The organism is Ciceribacter sichuanensis (genome assembly GCF_024055605.1).
GTDB lineage: Bacteria > Pseudomonadota > Alphaproteobacteria > Rhizobiales > Rhizobiaceae > Allorhizobium > Allorhizobium sichuanense.
On record NZ_JAMXLX010000003.1, the window covers coordinates 360,100 to 383,037 of the forward strand.

At 61.6% G+C, this 22,938-nt stretch carries 18 protein-coding genes and 1 tRNA gene; 10 read left to right on the forward strand and 9 right to left on the reverse strand.

Annotation, left to right across the window (positions count from 1 at the left end; all coding sequences use genetic code 11):
- Positions 1–150: 150 nt before the first annotated feature.
- Positions 151–1,083, reverse strand: coding sequence for an arginase (gene rocF, locus NBH21_RS12320; RefSeq protein WP_250913419.1), 933 nt, complete (start codon positions 1,081–1,083; stop codon positions 151–153).
- 131 nt (positions 1,084–1,214) lie between these two features.
- Between rocF and NBH21_RS12325 the strand changes: the two genes are divergently transcribed.
- A complete protein-coding gene (locus tag NBH21_RS12325) occupies positions 1,215–1,640 on the forward strand; it encodes an Lrp/AsnC family transcriptional regulator (protein WP_099060213.1) in 426 nt (141 codons plus the stop codon).
- Positions 1,641–1,688: 48 nt separating this feature from the next.
- Here the strand turns inward: NBH21_RS12325 and NBH21_RS12330 are convergent, their stop codons facing one another.
- The 3 genes from NBH21_RS12330 to NBH21_RS12340 form a co-directional block, all read right to left on the reverse strand.
- The gene (locus NBH21_RS12330; RefSeq protein WP_250913418.1) at positions 1,689–5,846 is read right to left on the reverse strand and encodes a translocation/assembly module TamB domain-containing protein; all 4,158 of its coding nucleotides are present in this window, start codon (positions 5,844–5,846) and stop codon (positions 1,689–1,691) included.
- A 31-nt stretch (positions 5,847–5,877) separates the two neighbouring features.
- Complete coding sequence (locus NBH21_RS12335; protein WP_425340406.1) at positions 5,878–7,803, reverse strand: autotransporter assembly complex protein TamA; 1,926 nt, start codon at positions 7,801–7,803, stop codon at positions 5,878–5,880.
- Positions 7,804–7,957: 154 nt separating this feature from the next.
- Positions 7,958–8,224 (reverse strand): glycine zipper domain-containing protein, encoded by a 267-nt coding sequence (locus tag NBH21_RS12340; RefSeq protein ID WP_250913416.1) that lies wholly within the window; start codon positions 8,222–8,224, stop codon positions 7,958–7,960.
- A gap of 303 nt (positions 8,225–8,527) precedes the next feature.
- On the opposite strand from NBH21_RS12340, the gene NBH21_RS12345 reads away from it, so the two are divergent.
- From NBH21_RS12345 to NBH21_RS12365, 5 genes are all read left to right on the forward strand, one after another.
- Entirely contained in the window at positions 8,528–9,016 is a 489-nt protein-coding gene (locus tag NBH21_RS12345) for a (2Fe-2S)-binding protein (protein WP_250913415.1), read from the forward strand.
- An 84-nt stretch (positions 9,017–9,100) separates the two neighbouring features.
- The gene (locus NBH21_RS12350; protein ID WP_250913414.1) at positions 9,101–11,449 is read left to right on the forward strand and encodes a xanthine dehydrogenase family protein molybdopterin-binding subunit; all 2,349 of its coding nucleotides are present in this window, start codon (positions 9,101–9,103) and stop codon (positions 11,447–11,449) included.
- A gap of 15 nt (positions 11,450–11,464) precedes the next feature.
- Positions 11,465–12,265, forward strand: coding sequence for an FAD binding domain-containing protein (locus NBH21_RS12355; protein WP_250913413.1), 801 nt, complete (start codon positions 11,465–11,467; stop codon positions 12,263–12,265).
- 221 nt (positions 12,266–12,486) lie between these two features.
- Entirely contained in the window at positions 12,487–13,701 is a 1,215-nt protein-coding gene (hemA, locus tag NBH21_RS12360; RefSeq protein ID WP_250913412.1) for a 5-aminolevulinate synthase, read from the forward strand.
- A gap of 78 nt (positions 13,702–13,779) precedes the next feature.
- Positions 13,780–14,901, forward strand: coding sequence for a serine hydrolase domain-containing protein (locus NBH21_RS12365; protein ID WP_250913411.1), 1,122 nt, complete (start codon positions 13,780–13,782; stop codon positions 14,899–14,901).
- Positions 14,902–14,923: 22 nt separating this feature from the next.
- Here NBH21_RS12365 and dxr read toward each other — a convergent pair whose 3' ends face one another.
- The gene (gene dxr, locus NBH21_RS12370; RefSeq protein WP_250913410.1) at positions 14,924–16,117 is read right to left on the reverse strand and encodes a 1-deoxy-D-xylulose-5-phosphate reductoisomerase; all 1,194 of its coding nucleotides are present in this window, start codon (positions 16,115–16,117) and stop codon (positions 14,924–14,926) included.
- Positions 16,118–16,241: 124 nt separating this feature from the next.
- Between dxr and NBH21_RS12375 the strand changes: the two genes are divergently transcribed.
- Entirely contained in the window at positions 16,242–18,086 is a 1,845-nt protein-coding gene (locus NBH21_RS12375; RefSeq protein WP_250913409.1) for a heavy metal translocating P-type ATPase, read from the forward strand.
- Positions 18,087–18,175: 89 nt separating this feature from the next.
- Complete coding sequence (locus NBH21_RS12380; RefSeq protein WP_250913408.1) at positions 18,176–18,676, forward strand: YciE/YciF ferroxidase family protein; 501 nt, start codon at positions 18,176–18,178, stop codon at positions 18,674–18,676.
- 126 nt (positions 18,677–18,802) lie between these two features.
- Here NBH21_RS12380 and NBH21_RS12385 read toward each other — a convergent pair whose 3' ends face one another.
- Entirely contained in the window at positions 18,803–19,336 is a 534-nt protein-coding gene (locus NBH21_RS12385) for a sigma-70 family RNA polymerase sigma factor (protein WP_425340407.1), read from the reverse strand.
- 319 nt (positions 19,337–19,655) lie between these two features.
- Here NBH21_RS12385 and NBH21_RS12390 point away from each other — a divergent pair, with 319 nt between their 5' ends.
- The gene (locus NBH21_RS12390) at positions 19,656–19,820 is read left to right on the forward strand and encodes a hypothetical protein (protein WP_186363419.1); all 165 of its coding nucleotides are present in this window, start codon (positions 19,656–19,658) and stop codon (positions 19,818–19,820) included.
- Positions 19,821–19,898: 78 nt separating this feature from the next.
- Here the strand turns inward: NBH21_RS12390 and NBH21_RS12395 are convergent, their stop codons facing one another.
- The 3 genes from NBH21_RS12395 to NBH21_RS12405 all read right to left on the reverse strand — a co-directional run bounded on the left by NBH21_RS12395 (position 19,899) and on the right by NBH21_RS12405 (position 21,656).
- Entirely contained in the window at positions 19,899–20,189 is a 291-nt protein-coding gene (locus NBH21_RS12395; RefSeq protein ID WP_250913406.1) for a hypothetical protein, read from the reverse strand.
- Positions 20,190–20,350: 161 nt separating this feature from the next.
- Positions 20,351–20,427 (reverse strand) — tRNA-Arg (locus NBH21_RS12400).
- 65 nt (positions 20,428–20,492) lie between these two features.
- Positions 20,493–21,656 (reverse strand): M20 aminoacylase family protein, encoded by a 1,164-nt coding sequence (locus NBH21_RS12405; RefSeq protein WP_250913405.1) that lies wholly within the window; start codon positions 21,654–21,656, stop codon positions 20,493–20,495.
- Positions 21,657–21,813: 157 nt separating this feature from the next.
- Here NBH21_RS12405 and NBH21_RS12410 point away from each other — a divergent pair, with 157 nt between their 5' ends.
- A complete protein-coding gene (locus tag NBH21_RS12410) occupies positions 21,814–22,932 on the forward strand; it encodes a D-alanyl-D-alanine carboxypeptidase family protein (RefSeq protein WP_425340408.1) in 1,119 nt (372 codons plus the stop codon).
- Positions 22,933–22,938 lie beyond the last annotated feature (6 nt).

A 22,938-nucleotide genomic window follows, 5' to 3' on the forward strand; every position in this document is an offset into this window, starting at 1 on the left:
CTTCATTCATCCATGATGATGTCGTCTCTCCCCGGAATTGTGGAAGGTTGTGAGCAGGTGGCCGGCGTTCTGGCTCAACGAAAATGCGACCAGAGCGGGTTATCGCCCTGACCGTATCTGGCAGGAGGTATGCGTGTATCCGATCCGTGTTCAGGCGGCGCGGGTGGGGCGGTCCAGAACGCGGCGTCCGAACAGGCTCGCGGCCAGTTCGACCATAACGCGGGCGCTCTTGCCCCGGTCGTCGAGAAAGGGATTGAGTTCGACCAGATCGAGCGAAGAAACAAGCCCGCTGTCGTGCAACATTTCCATGATCAGGTGCGCTTCGCGGAAGGTGGCGCCGCCGGGAACCGTCGTCCCGACGCCCGGCGCGACATCCGGATCGAGGAAGTCCACGTCGAGGCTCACATGCAGAAGACCGTTGGCGTTCGAGACATCGGCAATGATACGGCGCATGATCGCCCCGACGCCCTCTTCATCAATGGCGCGCATGTCGAACACGTTGACGTGGTTCTTCCTGATCGCCACGCGCTCCTCTTCATCGACCGAGCGGATGCCGACCTGGTACACATGAGCCGGATCAACGAGAGGACGTGCGGCCGGCAGGATCGGCGTGAACTCCGCCTTGCCGCAGAAGAACGCCACCGGCATGCCATGCATGTTGCCGGAGGGGGACGTATCCGGAGAGTTGAAGTCCGCGTGCGCGTCCAGCCAGAGGACATAGAGAGGGCGGCCGAGATCCGCGGCGTGACGGGCCATGCCGGAAACGCTGCCCATGGAAAGACTGTGATCGCCGCCGAGCAGGATGGGAATAGTGCCCGCATGGGCTGCCTGATAGGTACGATCCTCCAGCGCGCGGGTGAAGGCGGCGACAACAGGCAGATGGCGCGCATTCTGGTGGCGGGGTAGATCCGTTGCGGGGGCGGGACGAAGGTCGCCGATATCGGTAACGGCGTAGCCAAGCTCTCCGAGCGCATGGCCGATGCCGGCGATGCGCAGCGCAGCCGGTCCCATGGCGCAGCCGCCGCGGCCGGAACCTTCTTCAAGAGGAACGCCGATCAAGGTTGCCGCCTTCTTCTCCGTCATCCGGATCTCCTTTGGAACTGGCAGGAAAAGCCGGATTGTTATCAAAGCTCACGTTGGCAAAAAGATGGAAAATTGTCGAAAAGAAAGTTATATTGAGCAAAGCGATGGCTTAAACTGACGAAGTGATGACGATGGATGATCTGGATCGCGATATCCTCAGCGCGTTGCGCCACAATGCGCGTATTTCGGCCTCCTCGCTTGCCGCAACAACGGGTGCATCGCGGGCAACCGTGACCGCACGCATCGACAGGATGGTGGCGGACGGTACGATTGCAGCGTTCACGATCAGGACGGGAAGCGAGATAAGGCCGGCGGGCGTGAGGGCGATTGCGATGATCGAGGTTGTCGGCAAGTTTGCCGATCGCGTGGCCCATCAGTTGCGCGGCCTGCCCCAGGTCAGGGCGCTCCACAGCACCAACGGCCGCTGGGATTTCATCGCCGAACTGGAGGATCGAGATCTCGCATCCTTCGACGAGACCTTGCGGCGCATTCGCCTGATCGAGGGCATCAACACGACGGAATCGAGCATTCTGCTGAAGACCAGCAAGGTCAGTTGAGGCGAAACCTCCGCCTGTCGCCCTCAGTGGTCCGACGCTCTTTCGGTCTCAGTATTCCTTTTCATAGAAGATTCCGCCGCCGGCGCCCTCAGCGCCAGCCTCGCCCTTCAGCTTCACGCCACGGCCGACATCGAGGTTGATGACGGCCTTGCTCTGGCCCGAGCCGCTCTGCTGCAGCTCGATATAGGTGCGGTTGTTGAGGTATTTGCCGGCACTGACATTGGTCTGGCCGGTCTCGTCGGTCGATATGTCGAGATCGTCGACGCCGAGCGTGGAGCGCAGGCTTTCGAAGAGCGAACCGGAGCGCCCGCCGGCAAGCTGGCTCGCCGCATCGGCAAGCTGGGCAATCTGCAGGGCCGACAGGCGGGACATCGACTGACCGAAGATCAGCTGCGCCAGGATTTCATCCTGCGGCAATGCTGGGGATGACGAGAAGGAAACCGATGGGTCGTTGGCAAAGCCCGCGATCGTGATGGTGATCGTCGTCGTGCCGGATGTCGTGGTCGCCTTCATGTCGAGGATCGGAATGAGGCCGCCGCCGAAGGTGATGGTGCCCTCGGTGAATTCCAGCCGCTTGGTCAGGATCGACATGCGTCCGCGACGCAGTTCGAAGCCGCCGGAGACATTCGGATTCACGGCGTTTCCAGTCACCCGTATCGTGCCGCCGAGTTCGGCGTCGATTCCGCGTCCCCGCACGAAGATCTGGGAGGGAGAGGAGATCGTCAGGTCGAGCGCCACTGTGGAGGAGGAGCCGTGCTGCTCGGTCTTCGTCACCTTCGCCATCTGATTACGGACGTCGGCGGGCGCATTCCTGTGCTGGATGTTCAGTTGCGAAAGGCTGGCGGGCAGCTTTTCCGGAATGGTGATCGCCGTCCTGGAAAGCGCGATGGTACCCGAGAGTACCGGGTTGTTGAGCAAGGGACCCTTGAGTGCGAGCTTGCCGTCGGCTGTGCTCGCAACCATGGTTCCGTCGACATAGACGGCCTTGTCCAACGTAACCGCTATGTCAGCCGGTAGACCGGGCGAGCGGATGTCGATCGTGCCGCTGCCGGAAATGCGGCCACCACTTGCAAGCTTGCCACTGAGTTCGGTGATCTCCGCCCGGTCGCCGCGCAGGCTGACGGTTGCTGCAAGTTGCTCGAGCGCCAGATTGCGGCGGACGTCGATGAGCTTGGCGCCCGAAGTTCTCGCCGTGCCGTTGATTTCGGGTGCGCCGGCATTGCCGGTGATGGTGACATCGGCGTTGGCGCTGCCTTCAAGGATCAACCCCCGGCTCGACAGGACCCCGCTCAAGGCCGCGAAGGGGAGGTCACCGGTGAACTTCATGTTGATCGGCCGGCTGCCGGCAAGTCCAAGCGTGCCGCCGCCTGCGAAGGCGAGCCCCTGCTGGCCTGTTACCCTGGTGTCGAGAGAGAGGTTCTGGTCCCTGAATTCGCCGTTTGCCGAGATCGAGAAGCTGCCAACGCCTGCCGACCTCGTCTGGGCCAGCCCTGCGTCTGCCCATGTGAGATTATAGGTCAGCGCAGGTGCTGCCGCCGTTCCCTTGACAGTCACCTTACCGGAGATGACGCCTTCGGGCGAAAGGTTTGGCGCTGCCTTCGCCGCAAGCGAAGCGGGCAAGCGATCCAGCGTGATGGCGAGATCGAGTTCATGGCCGGCGCTGCCCTTGATGGCGACCGTGCCGCTGCCGGCCGATATCGTGGCACTTCCGATGCTCACCGTGCCCTCGCTCAGCCGCAGTGCTGCCGGACGGGCGAGCTTCAGCGCGATGCCGCTCGGTGCCGCGGATGCCTTTTCGAGCGCGATATCCAGTCCGCCGGCGTTCTGCGTGACACTGCCGGCGACGACAAGCGGTGCCGCATCATAGCGTGCATTCAGATCGAAGGCGGTGCTTGCGCCCTGTCGTGTGAACGCCAGTTTCGGCGCTTCGACCCGGTTGGCGCCGGACTTGACCTCGGTGGCCGCAATCGTTCCCTCGACCGCAAAGGCTGCGAGATCGGAGATGCTCAGCCGGATATCGGGCTTGGCGATAGCGAGGGTGTCGCGCTGGATACCCTCACCGGCCGCTACGACCTGGGCCGAGAGCTTTCCGTTGTTTTCCTGCAGGGCGAGGGTGCCCTTGAGGTCGCCGCTTGCCGTCTGCCCTGCGAAAGCGGCGAGCAGGCCGATATCGGGGAAATCGAAGGTCAGGTTGCCGGATGGCAGGAAGGCTGGAGAAAAGGCGATGGCCCCGTCGAGCGTGTTGCTGCCGACGGTGATGTTGAGTGCCGGAATGGCGGAACGACCGTTTTCCGCGACGAGGTCGGCGGTGCCCTGCACCTGCTGCCCGTCGATACGGCCGGCCATGCGCAAGGTGCCTTTGGGCGCGGCCTTGTCGGCGGTGCCTTCGACATCCACCGTGAAGCCCTCGAGCTTGCGGCCTGCGACCGTCGCTGCCTCGCTTTTGAGCGAAAGACGGGCGGCCAGCGCGTCGAGTGGTCCATTGGCGGAAAGCGAGAAGTCGGAAACGCCCTTGGTGTTGTCCATGAGGGCGCCGATATCGGCGATACGGCCGGCAAGATCAGCCGTCAGCTTCTTCTCCGCATCGAGTTCGATATTGCCGGCAGCTTCCCCGAGGTTGGTGGTGATCTTCAGGTTGTTGAGCTTGATGTCCTGCGGCAGGTTGTAATTCAGGTTGCCGGAGACGCGGATGGTGTCACGGAGCTTGGCCGCGATGGCATCCGGCAGGATGCCGGGAATGCCGAAGAGTTCGAAGCGGCCTGTGAGGCGCTTGTCGGCAAGAGCATATTGACCGACGACCGTGCCGCCGATGCTGGCGCTTTCGATGGTCGCCGCTTCCAGCCCGACGGCCGTTGTGGCGAGCACGATCGGCGCCTTCAGCGTCATTGGGGCCTGCAGGAGGCGGTTGAGTTCGGCGTTGGCGAACTGAATGCCGGCGACTGATACCATGGTTTCGATGCGGCCGGTCTGGTTGGCCAGATCGAAGGCCTTGCTCTTCGCCTCGATGGCGAGGCCATCGAATTCGCCTTGCGCGGCTTTCACCTTGTCGAGCTTGGCCGAGATTTCGAACAGGGCTGCGTCGGCGCTACCGCGCAACGACAGGCTCGCCTCGCGGATGGCGAGCGCAATGTTATCGCTGCCGTTTGGATAGTTGAAATCGACGGGACCCTTGAGACCGGTCAGTTCGGCGGAAAGGTCGTTTTCGCCTGACGGGTCGTAGCGGCCGGAAGCCGAAAGGGACAGCGCCCCGGTTGACAGGCTGCCGCGGTCGATCTGGATCGCACCGCCGGGCGCGAGGCTCGCATCGATATCGATGGTCGTTTCGTCCGCAAATGGCGGGCGAAGTCCCGGCGGGAGCATGGCATCGAAACGGCCGCCGCCCTCGATCAGAATGCGGCGTGTGCCATCGGCCGATTGCTGGTGGGTCGCATGAATCGCAAGTGTAGGCCGTCCATCGAGCGCGGCGGCAACCTTTCCCTGCCAGTCTGATAGTGGGCCGTCGCCTTCAACCGTGAGGTCGATGGCGGGCGTGCCCGGCAGCTTGAGAAGACCTGCCAGCAGACCACCGGTCGGCTCTACGATATTGGCGGCAATCTGCAGCCGGTTCTTTGATGGAGCGTAAACGAGATCCGCGCGGGCGCTGGTCTCCGGCGAAGCGGGACGCAGCGCCTCGATATGGGCGGTAATCGTGTCGCCCGAAGCCTTGCCGGATCCGGTGAGCGAGAGGCGAATTTCGCGACGGGCCAGTTCCGTGCCGATCTCGAGGGAGGGAAGCTCCAGCTTCTTGACGTTGATCGCAATCGGCAGAGAAAACCCGCCGCTGCTTTGCGTCTTTTCGACGGTTGTCACCGGCGTGCGGTCGAGCCTTACCCGGTCGGCTGCCAGACGCTGGGCGCGGAACGTGCCGGAGAGCAGATCGAGCGGTGTCCAGTCGAGTGCAAGATTGTCGATTTCCGCATAGACGCCTTCGGTGTCGGCGATCGCCACATGTTCGACGCGCAGTGCGCCCGTCAGCAGCGGTCCCGCGCCATCGATGGTGATACGTTGGTCGGGGTTCGACAGCATCGTCGAAAGCCAGTTGGTGACAATGCCGGCTCCGGTCGTGGTGAAACCGCCGAAAAGGATCGCGACGACAGCGAGCGCAAGCGCTCCGCCCGCCGTGTAGGCGAACAGCCGAAGGATCCATCTGGTCAGGCGCTTCAGCATCCGGATCTCGTCTTCCCGTCTCGGCTATCCATCAGAAACTCTGTCCGATCCCCGCATATATGCCGTACTGGCTGCCCCCGTCATAGCGGTCGAGCGGCATGGCAACGTCAAGTCTCAGCGGTCCGAATGGCGTCATATAGCGCAAGCCGACGCCCGCTCCCATGCGCAGATCGGAGAAATCCGGAAAATTTGCCGTCGAGACGCTGCCGATATCGAGAAACGGCACGATCCCGATCTTTTCCGTGATGCTCACTCGCGCTTCGAAAGAACCCAGAGCATAGGAGCGGCCGCCGGTGGCGTCGTCATTGTCGTTATAGGGCGAAACCTCCTGATAGGCATAGCCGCGCACCGAGCCGCCGCCGCCGGCATAGAAGCGCCGCGTGGCGGGAATCGCTTTGAGGTCGCCGGCACCGAGCAGGGTGCCGGCCGAGAGCCTGGCGGCGAGAACCACGCGATCCTCCGCGCCGATACCGTAGTAGCCGGAGACCGAGCCTTCGAAGGAGGAGAAGATGGTGCTGCCGGTGATCTCGTAACTCGGGATCGCGTTCACCGACGCATAGTAACCCTCGGTCGGGTTCAGTTTGTTGTCGCGCGTATCGCGGATATAGCTGATGGGAACGCCGAAGGTCAGGTACCTGTTGTTGCCGAAGGCGTCGTCGATATCGTCATAGGTCAGCGAAAGACCGCCACTGACGGTGTCGTGGTCGCTGATCTCGTAGGCGAGGGCAACCTTGCCGGCTATGGAATTCGCGTCGTAGGAATCCGTGGTGAGCGTCGTGCCCTTGAGGCTGGCTTCCAGTGTCGCGGAGGGGAAGAAGGCGCCGGGCTTCACGAAGGTGATGCCGGCGGAATAATCAAGGTCGTCGATGAGATTTCCCTGTCCGAGGCCGGTGACCGCTCCTTCCAGCCGCAACGATTCCGCCTGACCGAAGAGGTTGCGGTGGCCCCAATAACCCTGCAAGCCGACACCGTCGATCGACGACCAGTTGGCGCCGAAGCCGAAATAGCGATGTTTGCCTTCCGAGACGACGATGCCGAGCGGCAGCGCGCCATCGCTCGAGAGCTTGTCTGCTTCCTCGATATTCACGCTGGAGAATACGCCGAGGGCACGCAGGCGCTCTCCGGCCTTGCGCAACTGCTCGGGGGAATATTGCTGGCCCGGCTGGAGTCGCGAATATCGGCGGATGAAGGCTTCATCGACCTTGCGGGCGCCCTTGACGGCGATCGGCCCGAGCGGCGCCACGGGGCCGGCTTCGGCAGCGATCACCACATCGATCGTGTTCGTCTCGTGATCGGCGACCACTTCGCGTTTCGTCAGGTGCACCAGCGGGCGCCCCTCGGCCTTCAGATCGTCGATGATCTTGCTGCCGGCCTTGAGGACCACCAGCGAACCGGCGGGACCGCCGGGACGAAGATCGTAAGCGCCGGGGTCGAGCCTTGCCGCATCTCCTTCCAGCGTGACGTCACCGATGGTAAAGAGAGGACCGGGATCGATGCGCACGGAAACCGGCACCGGCGTCGAGCGATCGAAAGAAGGGTTCGGCGGCAGGGCGTCGAGATTCTGGCCCGCGATGGTCACGGTCACGATGCCACCGTAACGAGCATTTTCATAAAGCGTTGCGATCAGCCGGTCACGGTCGTCGCGTGCCTTGATGACGACACCGAGGTCGCCGGACACCGGCTTTTTTTCGTCGTTGACCAGAAGAGATGTCCGGTCCAAGGAATCCGCAAGGTCCTTGTCGGAGCCATCGGTATCGAAGGTGACGGTGTAGCGAACGGGGTCGATGACGGTGACTTCCGTCTCGTCGTCGCCGAAGATCTTGATGCCGAAGATCTTGAAGGCATAGGCTTCGTCGGCAAAAAACATTGAGAAGCAGAGGCTTGCAGCAAGCGTAACTGCAGTGCCGGCCGTCCGAAACGCAATACGTCCAATCGGGGGTCTCAATTTACTCGGCATGCACTATTTTGCTCAAAAACGGGATCGGCCGTACGGACAATTCCGTTCAACCCTTTCCAGTTTAGACGCAAAAAACCGGATAGGACACACATTTTAGATAAAAACGAATCAAGGAGAGGGGCCGGGTGTGCCCGGACCCTCCCGATATCGGACCTCAGTAGCCGCCGCGCGGGCACGAGTCGATGTAGCGACGGCCGTAGCGGTCGCGGTAGTAGCACTGGCCGGGCTGGTCTGCGACGTTGCCGATGATGGCGCCGGATACACCGCCGATTGCAGCGCCTACAGCTGCGCCGCGGACGTTGCCGGTTACTGCTCCGCCGATGATTGCGCCCGAAGCCGCGCCGATGGCAGCGCCCTTTTCGGTCTGCGTGCAGCCTGCGACCGTCAGGCCGAGCAGTACGAGCACAAGAGCTTTTTTCATGCGTTTCTTCTCCAATGGTTATGTGTCCGGCAAAGCCGGGCCGACATCGGTCGTGCCCACCCCGCAGGCATTGTCACGACGACCGTATCGGCAGAATAACCAGCAAATCGGGAAAGTCCATGGAGATCAAAGTCGATGACGCGTCTCCAGTATGATTTGCGCTTCAGACGACAATAATGACGGCGATTTTTTGCTGCGGCGCGAAATATAAATTTCGGACATGCATCAAAGTACAGGTTGAAGATGATTTGAAAAAGTCAAATGATGCTCCTCGTGTCCGGGAGAGACACGAGGAGAAACAATATGGCAAAAGTAACGCTGACGGTGAACGGCCGTTCGGTGAGCGGCGACTGTGAGGATCGCACGCTGCTCGTGCATTTCATTCGTGAAAAACTCGGCCTGACCGGCACGCATGTCGGCTGCGACACGACCCAGTGCGGCACTTGCGTGGTGCACATGGACGGCAAATCGGTGAAGAGCTGTTCGATCCTTGCCGTCCAGGCATCCGGCTCGAGCATCACCACCATCGAAGGGCTGGCGAGTGGTGGAGACCTCCATCCGGTGCAGGCAGCCTTCAAGGAGCACCACGGTCTGCAATGCGGCTTCTGCACGCCGGGCATGGTGATGACTGCGGTCGACATGATCAATCGCCATGGCGGTCATCTCGACGAAGCGACGGTTCGCCACGAACTGGAAGGCAATATCTGTCGCTGCACCGGCTACCACAACATCGTCAAGGCGGTGCTGGCAGCCAATGCGGAAATGCATGGCAGGCGACAGGCTGCCGAGTAATCGTTTCATCTTCTGGCCGGACGTTGCTGTTGAGGAACTGTGACGGAAGGATTGCCGGGCCGGAAACGCCATCGGGAGGAAATCATGGGTGTCGAGGGAATTGGTGCGCGTGTGGCGCGCAAGGAAGACAAGCGCTTCCTGACCGGCAAGGGCCGGTATACGGACGACATGGTCGTGCCGGGAATGAAATATGCCTATTTCGTGCGTTCGCCTTATGCCCATGCCAGGGTCAGAAACGTTGATGCGTCCGCCGCCAAGGCGATGCCCGGCGTGATCGACGTGCTCGACGGCAAGCAGCTGCTCGCTGACGGCATCGGTAACCTGATCTGCGGCTGGATGATCCATTCCAAGGACGGGTCGCCGATGAAGATGGGCGCGTGGCGGCCGCTGGCACATGACACGGTCCGTTATGTCGGCGACGCCGTTGCGGTCGTTGTCGCCGACAGCACCGCGGAGGCTCGTGATGCCGCAGAGGCGGTGGTCGTGGACTATGAGGAACTGCCGGTCGTGACCGAGGCCACCGAGGCCCTGAAATCCGGCGCGCCGCAACTGCATCCGGAAGCGCCCGGCAACCTGATCTTCGACTGGGAGATCGGCGACAGCGCCGCAACCGACCGGGCCATCGCCTCTGCTGCACATGTGACCGAGATCGAGATCCACAACAACCGCCTCTCGCCCAATCCGATGGAGCCGCGCGCTGCGCTCGGCATCTACGATGCGGCCGACGATCATTACACCTGTTACACCACGAGCCAGAACCCGCATGTTGCGCGTCTCGTGATGAGCGCCTTCTACAATGTCGCGCCGGAAAACAAGTTGCGTGTCATCGCTCCGGATGTCGGCGGCGGTTTCGGTTCGAAGATCTATATCTATCCTGAGGAGATCGTTTGTCTCTGGGCGTCGAAGAAGACCGGCGTGCCGGTCAAGTGGACTTCCGATCGAACGGAGGCCTTCTTGACAGATGCCCACGGGCGCGACCATGTCTCCAAGGTCAAGATGGCCTTCGACAGCGATAACCGGATCATCGGCCTGAAGGTCGACACCATCGCCAATCTCGGCGCCTATATGTCGCTCTTCTCGTCGGCGGTGCCGACCTATCTCTATGCGACGCTGCTTTCGGGCCAATATGCGATCCCGGCGATCCACGCCAATGTCCGAACCGTCTATACCAATACGGTGCCGGTCGATGCCTATCGCGGCGCGGGCCGGCCGGAGGCCACCTACCTTCTGGAACGGACGATGGAAACGGCGGCGCGTGAGCTTGGGGTTTCCCCTGCCGAACTGCGGCGGCTGAACTTCGTCCGTACTTTCCCGCACCAGACGCCTGTGATCATGAACTATGACGCCGGTGACTATGAGGCTTCGCTGGAAGCAGCGATGGCTGCCGCCGACTGGACGGGCTTTCCGGCACGGCGGGCGGAGGCCGCAGCCCGTGGCAAGAAACGCGGTATCGGCATGAGCTGTTACATTGAGGCCTGCGGTATCGCACCCTCTCAGGCAGTGGGTTCGCTCGGGGCCGGGGTCGGCCTTTGGGAATCTGCTGAAGTGAGGGTCAATGCCGTCGGTACAGTCGAAGTGCTGACCGGCTCGCATAGCCACGGCCAAGGACACGAAACGACCTTTGCCCAACTCGTCTGCGACCGGCTGGGCGTGCCGATCGACAATGTCTCCATCGTTCACGGCGATACCGACAAGGTTCAGATGGGCATGGGAACCTACGGCTCCCGCTCCGGGGCGGTCGGCATGTCGGCGATCGTCAAGGCCCTCGACAAGGTCGAAGCCAAGGCGAAGAAGATCGCCGCGCATCTGATGGAAGCCGATGAGCGCGACGTTGTCATCGAAAACGGCGAGCTTAAGGTTGCCGGCACCGACAAGACACTGCCGTGGTTTCAGGTAGCACTTGCCGCCTATACCGCACACAACCTGCCGGCCGGCATGGAGCCGGGTCTGAAGGAAGGGGCCTTCTACGATCCTTCCAACTTCACCTTCCCTGCCGGTTGCTACATCTGCGAGGTCGAGGTCGATCCGGAAACGGGGAAGACAACGATCGTGAAGTTCGTGGCGGCCGACGATTTCGGCAATATCATCAATCCGATGATCGTCGAGGGGCAGGTGCATGGCGGTATTGCCCAGGGCATCGGGCAGGCGTTGCTGGAAGGTGTTCACTACGATCCGTCAAACGGCCAGCTTCTGACGGCAAGCTACATGGACTATGCCATGCCGCGTGCGGACGACCTGCCGTCCTTTGAGGTATCGCACCAGAACACGCCATGCCCGGGCAATCCGCTCGGCATCAAGGGCTGTGGTGAAGCCGGCGCCATCGGTTCTCCGCCGGCGCTGATCAACGCCATCACGGATGCCATCGGAAACAACAGGCTCAACATGCCCGCCACACCGAACGCGGTCTGGTCGGCATTGCAGGCCGCGGAATAAGAGGGAGGATGTTTCATGCAGCTTTATCCAACCAGCTATCATCGCGCCTCCTCGCTGGAGGAGGCCGGCCGGCTTCTTTCGGGGGCCGATGACGGCAAGTATATCGCCGGTGGTCAAACCCTGATCGCAACGCTGAAACAGCGTCTCGCCCAGCCGTCTGACCTGATTGACCTCCGGCACATCGCAGCACTCAAGGGGATTGCGGTCGATGGCCGGACGGTGACCATCGGAGCCGGTGTCACCCATGCCGAAGTGGCGGAATCGGGCCTCATCCGCTCGGTCTGTCCGGCTGTCTGCTATCTCGCTTCGCTGATCGGCGATCCCCATGTGCGCCATCTCGGGACGATCGGCGGATCGATTGCCAATGACGATCCGGCGGCGGACTATCCAGCGGCCATGCTCGGGCTGGGCGCAACCATCGTGACCGATCGTCGCGAGATCGGCGCCGACGATTTCTTCGTCGGTCTTTTCGAGACAGCGCTTGAGGAAGGCGAGATCATCCGGGCGGTCCGGTTCATCGCGCCTGACAGGGCGGGCTATGCCAAGTTCGCCAATCCGGCGTCACGCTTCGCCATGACCGGTGTCTTCGTGTCCAGGGGGACATCCGGCGTACGGGTGGCGGTGACCGGTGCCGGTTCGGATGGTGTCTTCCGTCATCGAGGGCTCGAAGAGGCTCTTTCGCGAGACTGGTCGCCTGCGGCCGTTGCCGATATCACCGTCGATTCGTCCAATCTGATGGCTGATCTTCATGCGGCGGCGGACTATCGTGCCAATCTTGTAAAAGTGATGACGAAGCGGGCCGTTGCCGCATCATGAGCAGCCAGAAAACGCGATATCGGGAAAGGGCGGCTCCGGCTGCCCTTTTTTATCCAGCTTGATACAGATCAAGTTTGAAATAGAGACGATCGATTAGCACTTCTCTGGAAAGATTCTCGAAACCGCGCCTTTTGTCGCAGTTTAGAATGAATTTACAATGCCGGGGTTGACCGCTGGCGCGCAGGATCCCAAAAGAGAAGCAGCAGGCTGGAGTTTTGACGATGGATTTCGAAGCGTTTTTCAAGAGCGAGCTGGAAGGCCTTCACGAAGAAGGTCGCTACCGGGTTTTCGCGGATCTTGAACGGCAGCAGGGTAATTTCCCCCGCGCCACGCGCTATACCAAGGATGGCCAGCACGACGTAACTGTCTGGTGCTCCAACGACTATCTGGGCATGGGCCAGAACGCATCGGTGATCGAGGCGATGAAGTCGGCCATCGATCACTGTGGCGCGGGTGCTGGAGGCACCCGGAATATCTCTGGCACGAACCACTACCATGTTCTTCTCGAGCGCGAACTCGCCGACCTGCACGGCAAGGAATCAGCGCTGATCTTCACCTCCGGTTATATTTCCAACTGGGCGACGCTCGGCACGCTCGGCCAGAAGATCCCCGGCCTCATCATCTTCTCCGACGCGCTCAACCATGCCTCGATGATCGAAGGAATCCGCTATGCCAAGTGCGAGCGTGTGATCTGGAAGCACAACGATCTCAAGGACCTCGAAGCCAAGCTGGCGGCAGCCGATCCGAGGGCGCCGAAGCTCATCGCATTCGAATCGGTCTACTCGATGGACGGCGATATCGCGCCGATCAAGGAAATCTGCGATCTCGCCGACAAGTATGGCGCGATGACCTATCTCGATGAAGTGCATGCCGTCGGCATGTACGGTCCGCGCGGCGGCGGCGTTGCCGAACGCGAGGGCCTGATGGATCGCCTGACGATCATCGAGGGCACGCTCGGCAAGGCCTTCGGCGTCATGGGCGGCTATATCACGGCTTCCACCGCGCTCTGCGACTTCATCCGTTCCTTCGCATCCGGCTTTATTTTCACGACGGCCCTGCCGCCGGCGCTGGCTGCCGGCGCTGTTGCTTCGATCCGTCATCTGAAGACGAGCCAGATCGAGCGCTTCGCCCATCAGGAGCGTGTCCGCCGTCTGCGTTCCATGCTTGATGCACGTGGCATTCCGCACATGCCGAACCCGAGCCACATCGTTCCGGTGATGGTAGGCGACGCTTCCAAGTGCAAGTGGATCTCGGACATCCTGCTCGACAACTTCAATATCTACGTCCAGCCGATCAACTATCCGACCGTGCCGAAGAAGACCGAGCGCCTGCGTATCACGCCGACGCCGCTGCACTCGGATGCCGATATCGATCATCTGGTCGGCGCTTTGCACCAGTTGTGGTCTCGTTGCGCGCTTGCCCGCGCTGTGGCTTGATCGCCGGCACAAACGCTGTCATTTCGATGCGGATCATGGAAACATGGTCCGCATTTTTCGTTTCGAGGGTTTTCAAAGATGACTGTTGCGGACCGCGTCAATCGGATGATCGATCAGGCCGTCGAGCAGGAGCGCATTACCGGCGCCGTGGTGCTGGTCTACCGGAACGGCGAGCCTCTGCTGCGGCGTGCTGCCGGGTTCTCTGACCGGGAAGCCGGTATCCCCATGCAGATCGACAGCATCTTCCGTTATTCCTCCATCACCAAGCCGATCGTGGCAGCGACGGCGCTGGCGATGATCGACGCGGGTCTGTTCGGGCTCGATGACCGGGTTTCGCAATATCTTCCATGGTTCCGGCCGAAGACCGCCGAGGGGATCGAGGCGCCGATTGCCATTCGCCACCTGCTCACCCACACCTCCGGCCTCGTCTATGACCAGAGGCTGGAGCTTCTTCCCGATAACAGGGCGATCACGCTTGGAATTGCCGACACGGATCTCGGGCTTGAGGAGAACTTCGCGCGTCACAACGATATCCCGCTCGCCTTTGCGCCGGGCGAGCGCTGGGCCTATTCCTTCGCCACCGATATTCTCGGCGGCGTCGTGGCTGCTGTGCATGGCGACACTCTGGAGGCGGCCGTAGTTCACTACGTTGCAGGTCCTCTCCGGATGGAGGACGCGCGCTTTCATGTCACCGATCCCGAGCGCTTGACCGTGGCCTATGGAGATGGTGCGGCGCGACCTGTCCGTATGCCGGATCCCTGGGTTGCCGGGGAAGATGCCGGCTGGCGAGCCGTCTTCTCTCCTTCGCGGATCTTCAATCCAAAGGCATTCCAGTCCGGCGGCGCCGGGATGGCGGGCACAGCGGATGACCTGCTCAAGCTGCTGGAAACGCTTCGCACCGGCGGCGACCCGATCCTGAAGTCCGAGACAGTCAGGGCTGGTCTCTCCAACCAGATCGGGGATATCGAGGGGGAGCCCGGTTCGCGGTTTGGTTTCTTCGGAGCGGTGATTACGGATTCGCGTGAGGCAGGAACGGTACTGCCGGTCGGCGTGGTCCAATGGGGCGGAGTCTACGGCAATAGCTGGTTCATCGATCCGACCGAAGGCCTGACCGTCGTCAGCATGACGAACACGGCGCTTGAAGGCTGCATGGGGTTCTATCCCGAGATGCTGCGTCGTGCCGTCTACGGGCACCGCTGAGAGCGGGCCGAAGGCGTAAGATTCAGGCCGCCTGTTCCCGGATGGCGATAACCCGGGCGGCGGTGCGTCTCGCCTCCGTGTCCGCGGCAAATACTTCCGCGATGGTCATTGCCGGCGGCAATGAGATGAGCCGGTCCATGACGTCCTCGACGATTTCCGCCATGCCGAGGAAGCCGATCCTGCCTGCTACGAAGGCGTTGAAGGCGGTTTCTTCCGCCGCATTCATGACAGCCGCCTGCACGCCGCCGCGCTCCAGCGCCGTACGCGCAAGCCGCAGCGCCGGAAAGCGCTTTTCATCAGGCGCTTCGAAATCGAGCCGCGCCAGCTTTGCGAAATCGAGCCGCTCCACATCCAGCTTCGGGCGCTTCGGATAGGTCAGCGCATAGCCAATGGCGGTGCGCATATCAGGTGCACCGAGTTGGGCGATGACGGAGCCGTCGCTGTAGCCGACCATCGAATGGACGATCGACTGCGGGTGGACGATCACCTCGACCTGATCGGGACGAAGGCCGAAGAGATGCTTGGCCTCGACCATTTCCAGCGCCTTGTTGAACATCGAGGCGCTGCCGACCGAGATTTTCAGGCCCATCGACCAGTTCGGATGGGTTCTGGCCGTCTCCACGGTGACGTTTGCCATCTGCTCACGGCTATGGGTGCGGAAAGGCCCACCCGAGGCGGTCAGCACGATTCGCTCCAGCGCGTGACGCTGGTCGTTGTCGAGACACTGGAAGATCGCGCTGTGCTCGCTATCGACCGGTATCAGCCGGCCGCCACCGGCCCGGACGGCCTCGACGAAGAGTTCTCCTGCCGAAACCAGGCATTCCTTGTTGGCGAGCGCGATGTCGGCGCCACGGCTTGCGGCCTTAAGCGTCGGGGCGAGCCCTGCCGTGCCGACGATCGCCGCCATGACCCATTCGGCTTCCAGGCATGCCGCTTCATCGAGCCCGGAGACGCCTGCCGCCACATCGACGCCGCTGCCGGAAAGCGCATCCTTCAGCGTCATGTACTGGCTTTCGTCGGCGGTAACCGCGAGCTTCGCGCCCGTCTCGCGCGCCTGCTGTGCCAGAAGCTCGATGTTGCCGTTGCCAGTCAGTGCCATCACTTCGAAGGCATCCCTGCCACCGAGCTGGCGGACGACATCAAGTGTGTTGACGCCGATGGAACCGGTTGAACCGAGGATTGTGAGGCGCCGCGGCCTTCCGCTATCCGTCGTCATCTGTATTTGTCCGGAGATTGCTTCATTTGCCGATCCGTCTACAAGGGAAAGGGGCAGGCGGCAAGTATTGCTTACAATGCTGAAGCAGTTGGACTGGCGCTTGTGGAGGCCGGAGCGGGGAACGATGAGATCCATTTCGACAGTCGTGCGCGACTATAGTGCGGCGGTTCTCGCCATTCTGGCGCTTGTTGCGCTTGGCGGCGGCGGGCTTTTCCTTTTCTTCGATCGTCCCGATCTTGCATCGCTTGCCTGGTATGCGGGAACGGGAATTGTTCTTGCAGCACTTGCCGTGGAAATCCTGCGATCGCTGACCAAAGGGCATTTCGGCGTCGACGTGATCGCCGGGCTTTCGATGTCTGCGGCGCTTGCCTTCGGCGAGCCTCTGGCCGGCGCCATCGTGGCGTTGATGTATGCCGGTGGACAGCAGCTTGAAAATTTCGCTGAAGGGCGCGCGCGGCGCGAAATGACGGCACTTCTCGGCCGCGTGGCGCATACTTCGATGCGTTATGTCGATGGGCGGCTTGAGGAGGTTCCGATCGAGAACCTCTGTCCCGGCGAACGTATCCTGGTGCGGCGCGGCGAGGTCGTGCCCGTCGATGGGTTGCTTCTGTCCGAGCGGGCGGATGTCGACATGTCGGCGCTGACGGGTGAGGCGCTTCCAGTCCGGCTCTCACGGCGGGAAGAAGTGGCAAGCGGTGGTACGGCGGTCGGCAGCGCCTTCGATATCGAGGTGTTGCGGCGCTCCGACGAGAGCACCTATGCCGGTATCGTGCGGTTGGTGGAGGGCGCCCAGCAAAGCCGAGCACCGATGATGCGGCTTGCCGATCGCTATGCCGTCTGGTTCCTGTTGTTGACGCTTGCGATTGCGGGTGGTGCGTGGTGGGCAAGCGACGACGGTACCAGGGCGCTTGCGGTTCTGGTCGTCGCGACGCCCTGTCCGCTCATTCTCGCCGTGCCGGTTGCCATCATTTCGGGCCTGTCGCGGGCGGCTTCCCGTGGTGTGCTGGTCAAGAGCGGTGGCGCGCTCGAATCGCTTGCAAGGATACGGACTGCCGTTCTCGACAAGACTGGGACCCTGACCAGTGGACAGGCGGGGGTGGTTTCAATCCGCACGACCGGCGTCGTGTCTGATGATGAGGTCCTGAGGCTCGCGGCGTCGCTCGATCAGGCTTCCAACCATGTCAGCGCCGAAGCGCTGGTGCGCGAGGCCCGGGCACGCGGCATGGTGCTCTCCACCCCTACTGACATCATCGAGGCACCTGGTTCCGGCCTGGAAGGCCGACTCGATGGCCACGTGGTCGTGGTCGGCGGAAGCGATTTCGTGCATAGCAGATGCGCGGTCGGCGATCCCTACATGCTGGGGCGCGATCTGCCGCCCGGAACCGCCGTTGTCGCGCTGGGTGTCGATGGCAAGGTGGCAGGCATTATTCTTCTATCGGACCGTCTTCGTGCGGATGCAGGCGCCGCTATCAAGGCTTTCCGTGCGCAAGGCGTTCGGCGCTTCGTGCTTGCCTCCGGCGACCGTACCGATGTCGTGGACGCCGCCGGAAAGCTGCTGGGCGTCGATGAGATCCGCGGCGGCCTGCTGCCGGACGAGAAGGTCGAGATCGTGCTGGCCGAGCGAAGGAACGGGCCGGTGATGATGATCGGGGACGGCGTCAACGATGCGCCGGCGCTGGCTGCGGCGGATGTGGGCGTGGCCATGGGCGCCCGAGGCGCTGCGGCATCCTCCGAAACCGCTGACGTGGTACTGCTTGTCGACATGCTGGATCGTCTCCCGCAGGCATTGGCGATTGCCCGCAGGACGCGAAAGATCGCCCGGCAAAGCGTTCTCGTCGGTCTAGCGCTGTCGCTGGCCGCGATGGTCGTCGCTGCTTTCGGTTATCTTCCCCCCGTTCAGGGCGCGCTCCTGCAGGAACTGATCGATGTCGCGGTGATCCTGAACGCCCTACGGGCGCTGCGCGGTTGATATATTAACGGTTTCTTGTTTTTCCGGAACAAAGCCGTCTTTGGGTGGTTCTGAAACTATAACTTCAACGCGATGAGGAGATAGCCGATATGACACAGAAGACACTGGACGACCTGTTTCACGAGACCCTGAAGGACATCTACTACGCCGAGCGAAAGATCCTGAAGGCCTTGCCGAAGATGGCGCGCGGCGCGCAGGATCCGAGGTTGAAGGCGGCCTTCGAGAAACACAAGGAAGAGACCGAAGGTCAGGTCGAGCGCCTGCAGCAGGTTTTCGAAATCATCGGCAAGCGGCCTCGCGCCAAGACCTGCCCTGCAATCGACGGCATCATCGAGGAAGGCGAAGAAATTCTCGACGAGTTCAAGGGAACGCCCGCCCTCGATGCCGGCCTGCTGGCGGCTGCTCAGGCCGTCGAGCACTACGAGATCAGCCGTTACGGCACATTGCGCGCCTGGGCGCGGCAGCTCGGTCACCGGGAAGCGGTTACGCTGCTCGATGCCACGCTGGAGGAAGAAAGCGACACGGATGACGCTTTGACCAAGCTTGCCGAAAGCGCGGTCAATGTCGCCGCGCGCAAAAAGGCGGCCTGACAATTTTCGAACGTTGCGAGGCCCGGTCGAAAACCGGGCCTCGTTGCTGCATAGCCGGCAATGCATGATGTTGCATAGCCGGCGCTTTTCTGCCAGTGGACCTAATCAACGGGCGGACGATCCATATCAGAGGTACGGTCGGCTCATCTCTTCCGGCTGCTCGCCCAGTTCCCTGCGCAACTGCATACGCGCGCGGTTGAGGCGGCTCTTCACCGTTCCCATCGGGCATCCACAGATGGCCGCCGCATCCCTGTAGCGTTCTCCCAACATGACGATCAGGATCAGCATCTCCCTGTGATGCTCCGGCAGGCGGTAAAGTGCCCTGCGCACGTCGTTCGCCTGTGCGCACCAGTCCTGACTTGCCTCGGTTGTCAGGTGTTCGGCTATATCGTCCGGCAGGCCGACGCTCTCGCGGCTGCGGCGCCGGATGCGGGTACAGAAACTGTTGCGCATGATGGTGAAGAGCCACGATTTCAGGCGCGTGCCCGGCTCGAACTTGTCGAGGTTGGCAAGGGCATTCGTAAGCGTTTCCTGAACAAGATCGTCGACGTCTTCAGCTTTCGAGCAGAAGGTTCTGGCGAAGGCCCGCAGCGCCGGGATCAAGTCCACCACTTCCATTTGCGCATCGCGCCTTGCTGTGCGGGTTGCCAATGTCGTCACCCTCCATGGCAAACGGATGGACGAAAGATCCTTCCGTTAACGCCTCCCATGCGGCGGGGTTCCTGAGAAATCGGGAGCTTTCTGCCACGGCAATGCCTGCCGTAACGTGAGGAGCGTCCGGTCGCGCCCGGGTGTCGCTGAGGTGGAAAACAGCGTTTGTCTTGAAGGACTGGGCTGGCCGGATTGTTGCCGGAAAAGGTGCTTGTTCAGGCGCCCGTCACGGAAATCGTGCAGATAGATTGCATTTTAGCAATCGACTTAAGCGGACTCAAAAGCATCTGCGCCATTCTGTTCCTGACTGATCCAGGAGCAACCGACCATGACCACGAGGATGAAATCCCTCATTTTCGCGACCAACATCTCACTCGCCATGTGGGCGTGTCTGATTGGCATCGGTGTATGGGCCTTTCAGGACAACACACCGCATCTCGATGGACAGCTTACCGCCAGCATCGGCAGTTTCGAAGGCACCAAGTGCTATTGAGTTTGAGCTGAGATAACCCGTCGCGGGCTATTCCACTCGCTTTTGCCGCCAGGATGACCTTGCGGTCATAGGGCGCTCTCAGGTCCGCACCAGATCCGGATCCACTTCACGCAAAAGCTGTCGCATAGCGTCCTGCCTACAGCAATCGTGCTTTCCCATGTAGTACTCGATGATGGATTCCATCATTTCGTCGTCCGTCAGGCAGAAGGTCCTGCGGAAGGTGGTCTCGATGTTCTGTGTCCTGAAGCTTATCCGTCGCAACATCGCCAGCAGGATCACGAAGGCGACAATGGTGAGCAGCCAAAATGGCCACCCCATCTTTTGCAGAGCGCGGATCTCAAACCCAATGATACCGATTTCGTTCTGCATTGCGGACCCCCACGGCAATGATAACCGGATCATTATCGCCGGATGTCTCATTCGAGATCAAGACGCGAGGCTCATTCTGACTAGGTTAATCTTAAGTGCTGGTAAATATTCCGCCCCCGGAGCGCCGAGGCCAGTGCCCTGTTTACGTTAAGGGGAGCAAATGGTGATCCCGGCGCGATTCGAACGCGCGACCCCCAGATTAGGAATCTGGTGCTCTATCCTGCTGAGCTACGGGACCACTTGACGCATCCATACAAAAGGCCGAGCGGGAAGCCAAGCCCTTTTCCGGAGGCGAGTTCGGCTTCAATCGGTCAGCCGCTGCTCGGCGAGCCTGACCCAATAGGATATGCCGTAGGCGAGAACCTCGTCGTTGAAGTCGTAGGCCGGGTTGTGCAGGCCGGGTGTGTCGCCGTGGCCGATCATGATGTAGGCGCCGGGCCTCGACTGCAGCATGAAGGCGAAATCCTCGCCGGCCATCGAGGGATCGACCTCGGTATTGACCTTGTCCTTGCCGGCGACGTCCATGGCTGCGCGCGCGGCATGCTCTGTCTCTTCCGGATGGTTGACCGTGACCGGGCAGGCGCGTTCGTAGACGACTTCCGCTTCCGCGCCGTTGGCGGCGGCGAGGCCGTGGGCAATTTCATGGATACGCTTCTCGGCGAGGTCGCGGACGGTTTCATCGAGGGAACGGACGGTGCCGGTCAGCGAAGCCTCTTCCGGAATGATGTTATGCGTCGTGCCGGCATTGAAGCGGGTGACGGAAACCACGACGGAGCGCAGCGGGTTGGCGTTGCGCGCGGCGATCAGTTGCAGGTTGGTGACGATCTGGGCGCCGATGGTGATCGGGTCCACCGTGTTGTGCGGTTCGGCTGCGTGGCCGCCGCGGCCCTTGACGGTGATGAAGAACTTGTCCGGGGCGGCCATGATGCCGCCCTTGCGGATCGAGAAGGTGCCGACCGGTTGGCCCGGCATGTTGTGCATGCCGTAGACTTCCTCGATGCCGAAGCGCTCCATCAGTCCATCCTGAACCATGGCGAGCGCGCCGGCACCACCTTCTTCCGCCGGCTGGAAGATGACGATGATACGGCCGTTGAAATTGCGGGTTTCGGCGAGATATTTTGCCGCACCCAGGAGCATGGCCGTGTGGCCGTCATGGCCGCAGGCATGCATTCTGCCCGCGATCTTCGATGCCCAGGGCTTTCCGCTGATCTCCTCGATCGGCAGGGCATCCATGTCGGCGCGCAGGCCGATGGAGCGGCTGCTTTCGCCGCGGCCCTTGATCACGCCCACGACGCCCGTTCTGCCGACACCGGTTACGATTTCATCGACACCGAATTCATTGAGTTTTTCCGCGACGAAAGCTGCAGTGTTCTCGACATCGTAGAGAATTTCCGGATTGGCATGAAGATGGCGACGCCATTCGCTGACCTCCGCCTGGAGTTCGGCAGCGCGGTTCAATATCGGCATGTTGCTTTCCTGCTCGACGATTTCAGAGTATTGCTTGGGGAGGCGCGGGAATGCACGCCTCAAGATTGACGTATTCAATGGGCTTTGCCATTGCTTGAAGTCATAGGGCAAATAATTGCCGTTTGCGAGACTCATCCGCATCCGAAGAGGACTGATCGTGTCGACGAAGTATTCCACCGTGCAGAAAACGCAGTTCAGCGGCCGCAGGCTGGCGGCCTTTTTCTGTGCCCTGACCGTGGCGTTTCCGACGCTCTCCCATGCCAATCCGACGATGGTGGTCGATGTCGCCACCGGGCGGGTGATCGAGCATGAGGATGCGTTCCGCAAATGGTATCCCGCTTCGCTCACCAAGATGATGACTGCTTATTCGACCTTCAAGGCGATCCGCGCCGGCGAGGTTTCGCTGGAAAGCATCGTGACCATGAGCAAGGTTGCCGCCGATCAGCCGGCGAGCAAGATGTATTACAAGCCGGGAGCCCAATTGACGCTCGACAGCGCGCTGAAGATCATGCTGGTTAAGTCGGCCAACGACATCGCAGTTGCCATCGGGGAGCGCGTCGGCGGGACGCTCGACGGCTTTGTCGCCCGCATGAACGCGGATGCGAGAAGCCTCGGCATGACCTCCTCGCATTTCATCAATCCCAATGGGCTGCCGGGAAAGGGCCAATACACGACGGCGCGTGACCTTGCTATCCTCGCCGTCGCGTTGCGGCGGCAGTTTCCGGAATATGCCGGTTATTTCTCGCTTGAGGGCATCAACACCGGCAAGAAGGAATACCCGAACTACAATCTGCTGATCGGTCGCTTCGATGGCGCGGATGGCATGAAGACGGGCTATATCTGCGCTTCCGGTTTCAACCAGGTGTCCTCGGCTACCCGCAACGGCCGGACGGTCGTTTCCGTCGTGCTCGGTGCCGACAGCCTCGGCGGACGCGCCGATGTTTCGGCCGAACTGTTGCAGAAGGCGCTGACCTCGTCGGGCGGTTCCGGTCCTCGCCTCGATACGTTGCAGCCGTATGGCGATGCGGCGGGCGAAGTGACCGACATCAGCGCCGAAGTCTGCAATCCGAAAGCGCGCGAGGTGCGCAGCGAAGGCCGCGACGAAGAGGGACGCATGAAACTGCGTTCGCCTTATATCCATGAAATGGGCCGCCCTCCGCGCACAGTCTACGCGGGTCTCATTCCCGGCACCGAAGCTCCGTCCAAGACGCCCGCGGGTTCTGCCGTCGCCGAGATTGCCAACGTGCCGATCCCCAAGCCGCGGCCGACCTTCTGATTTCGA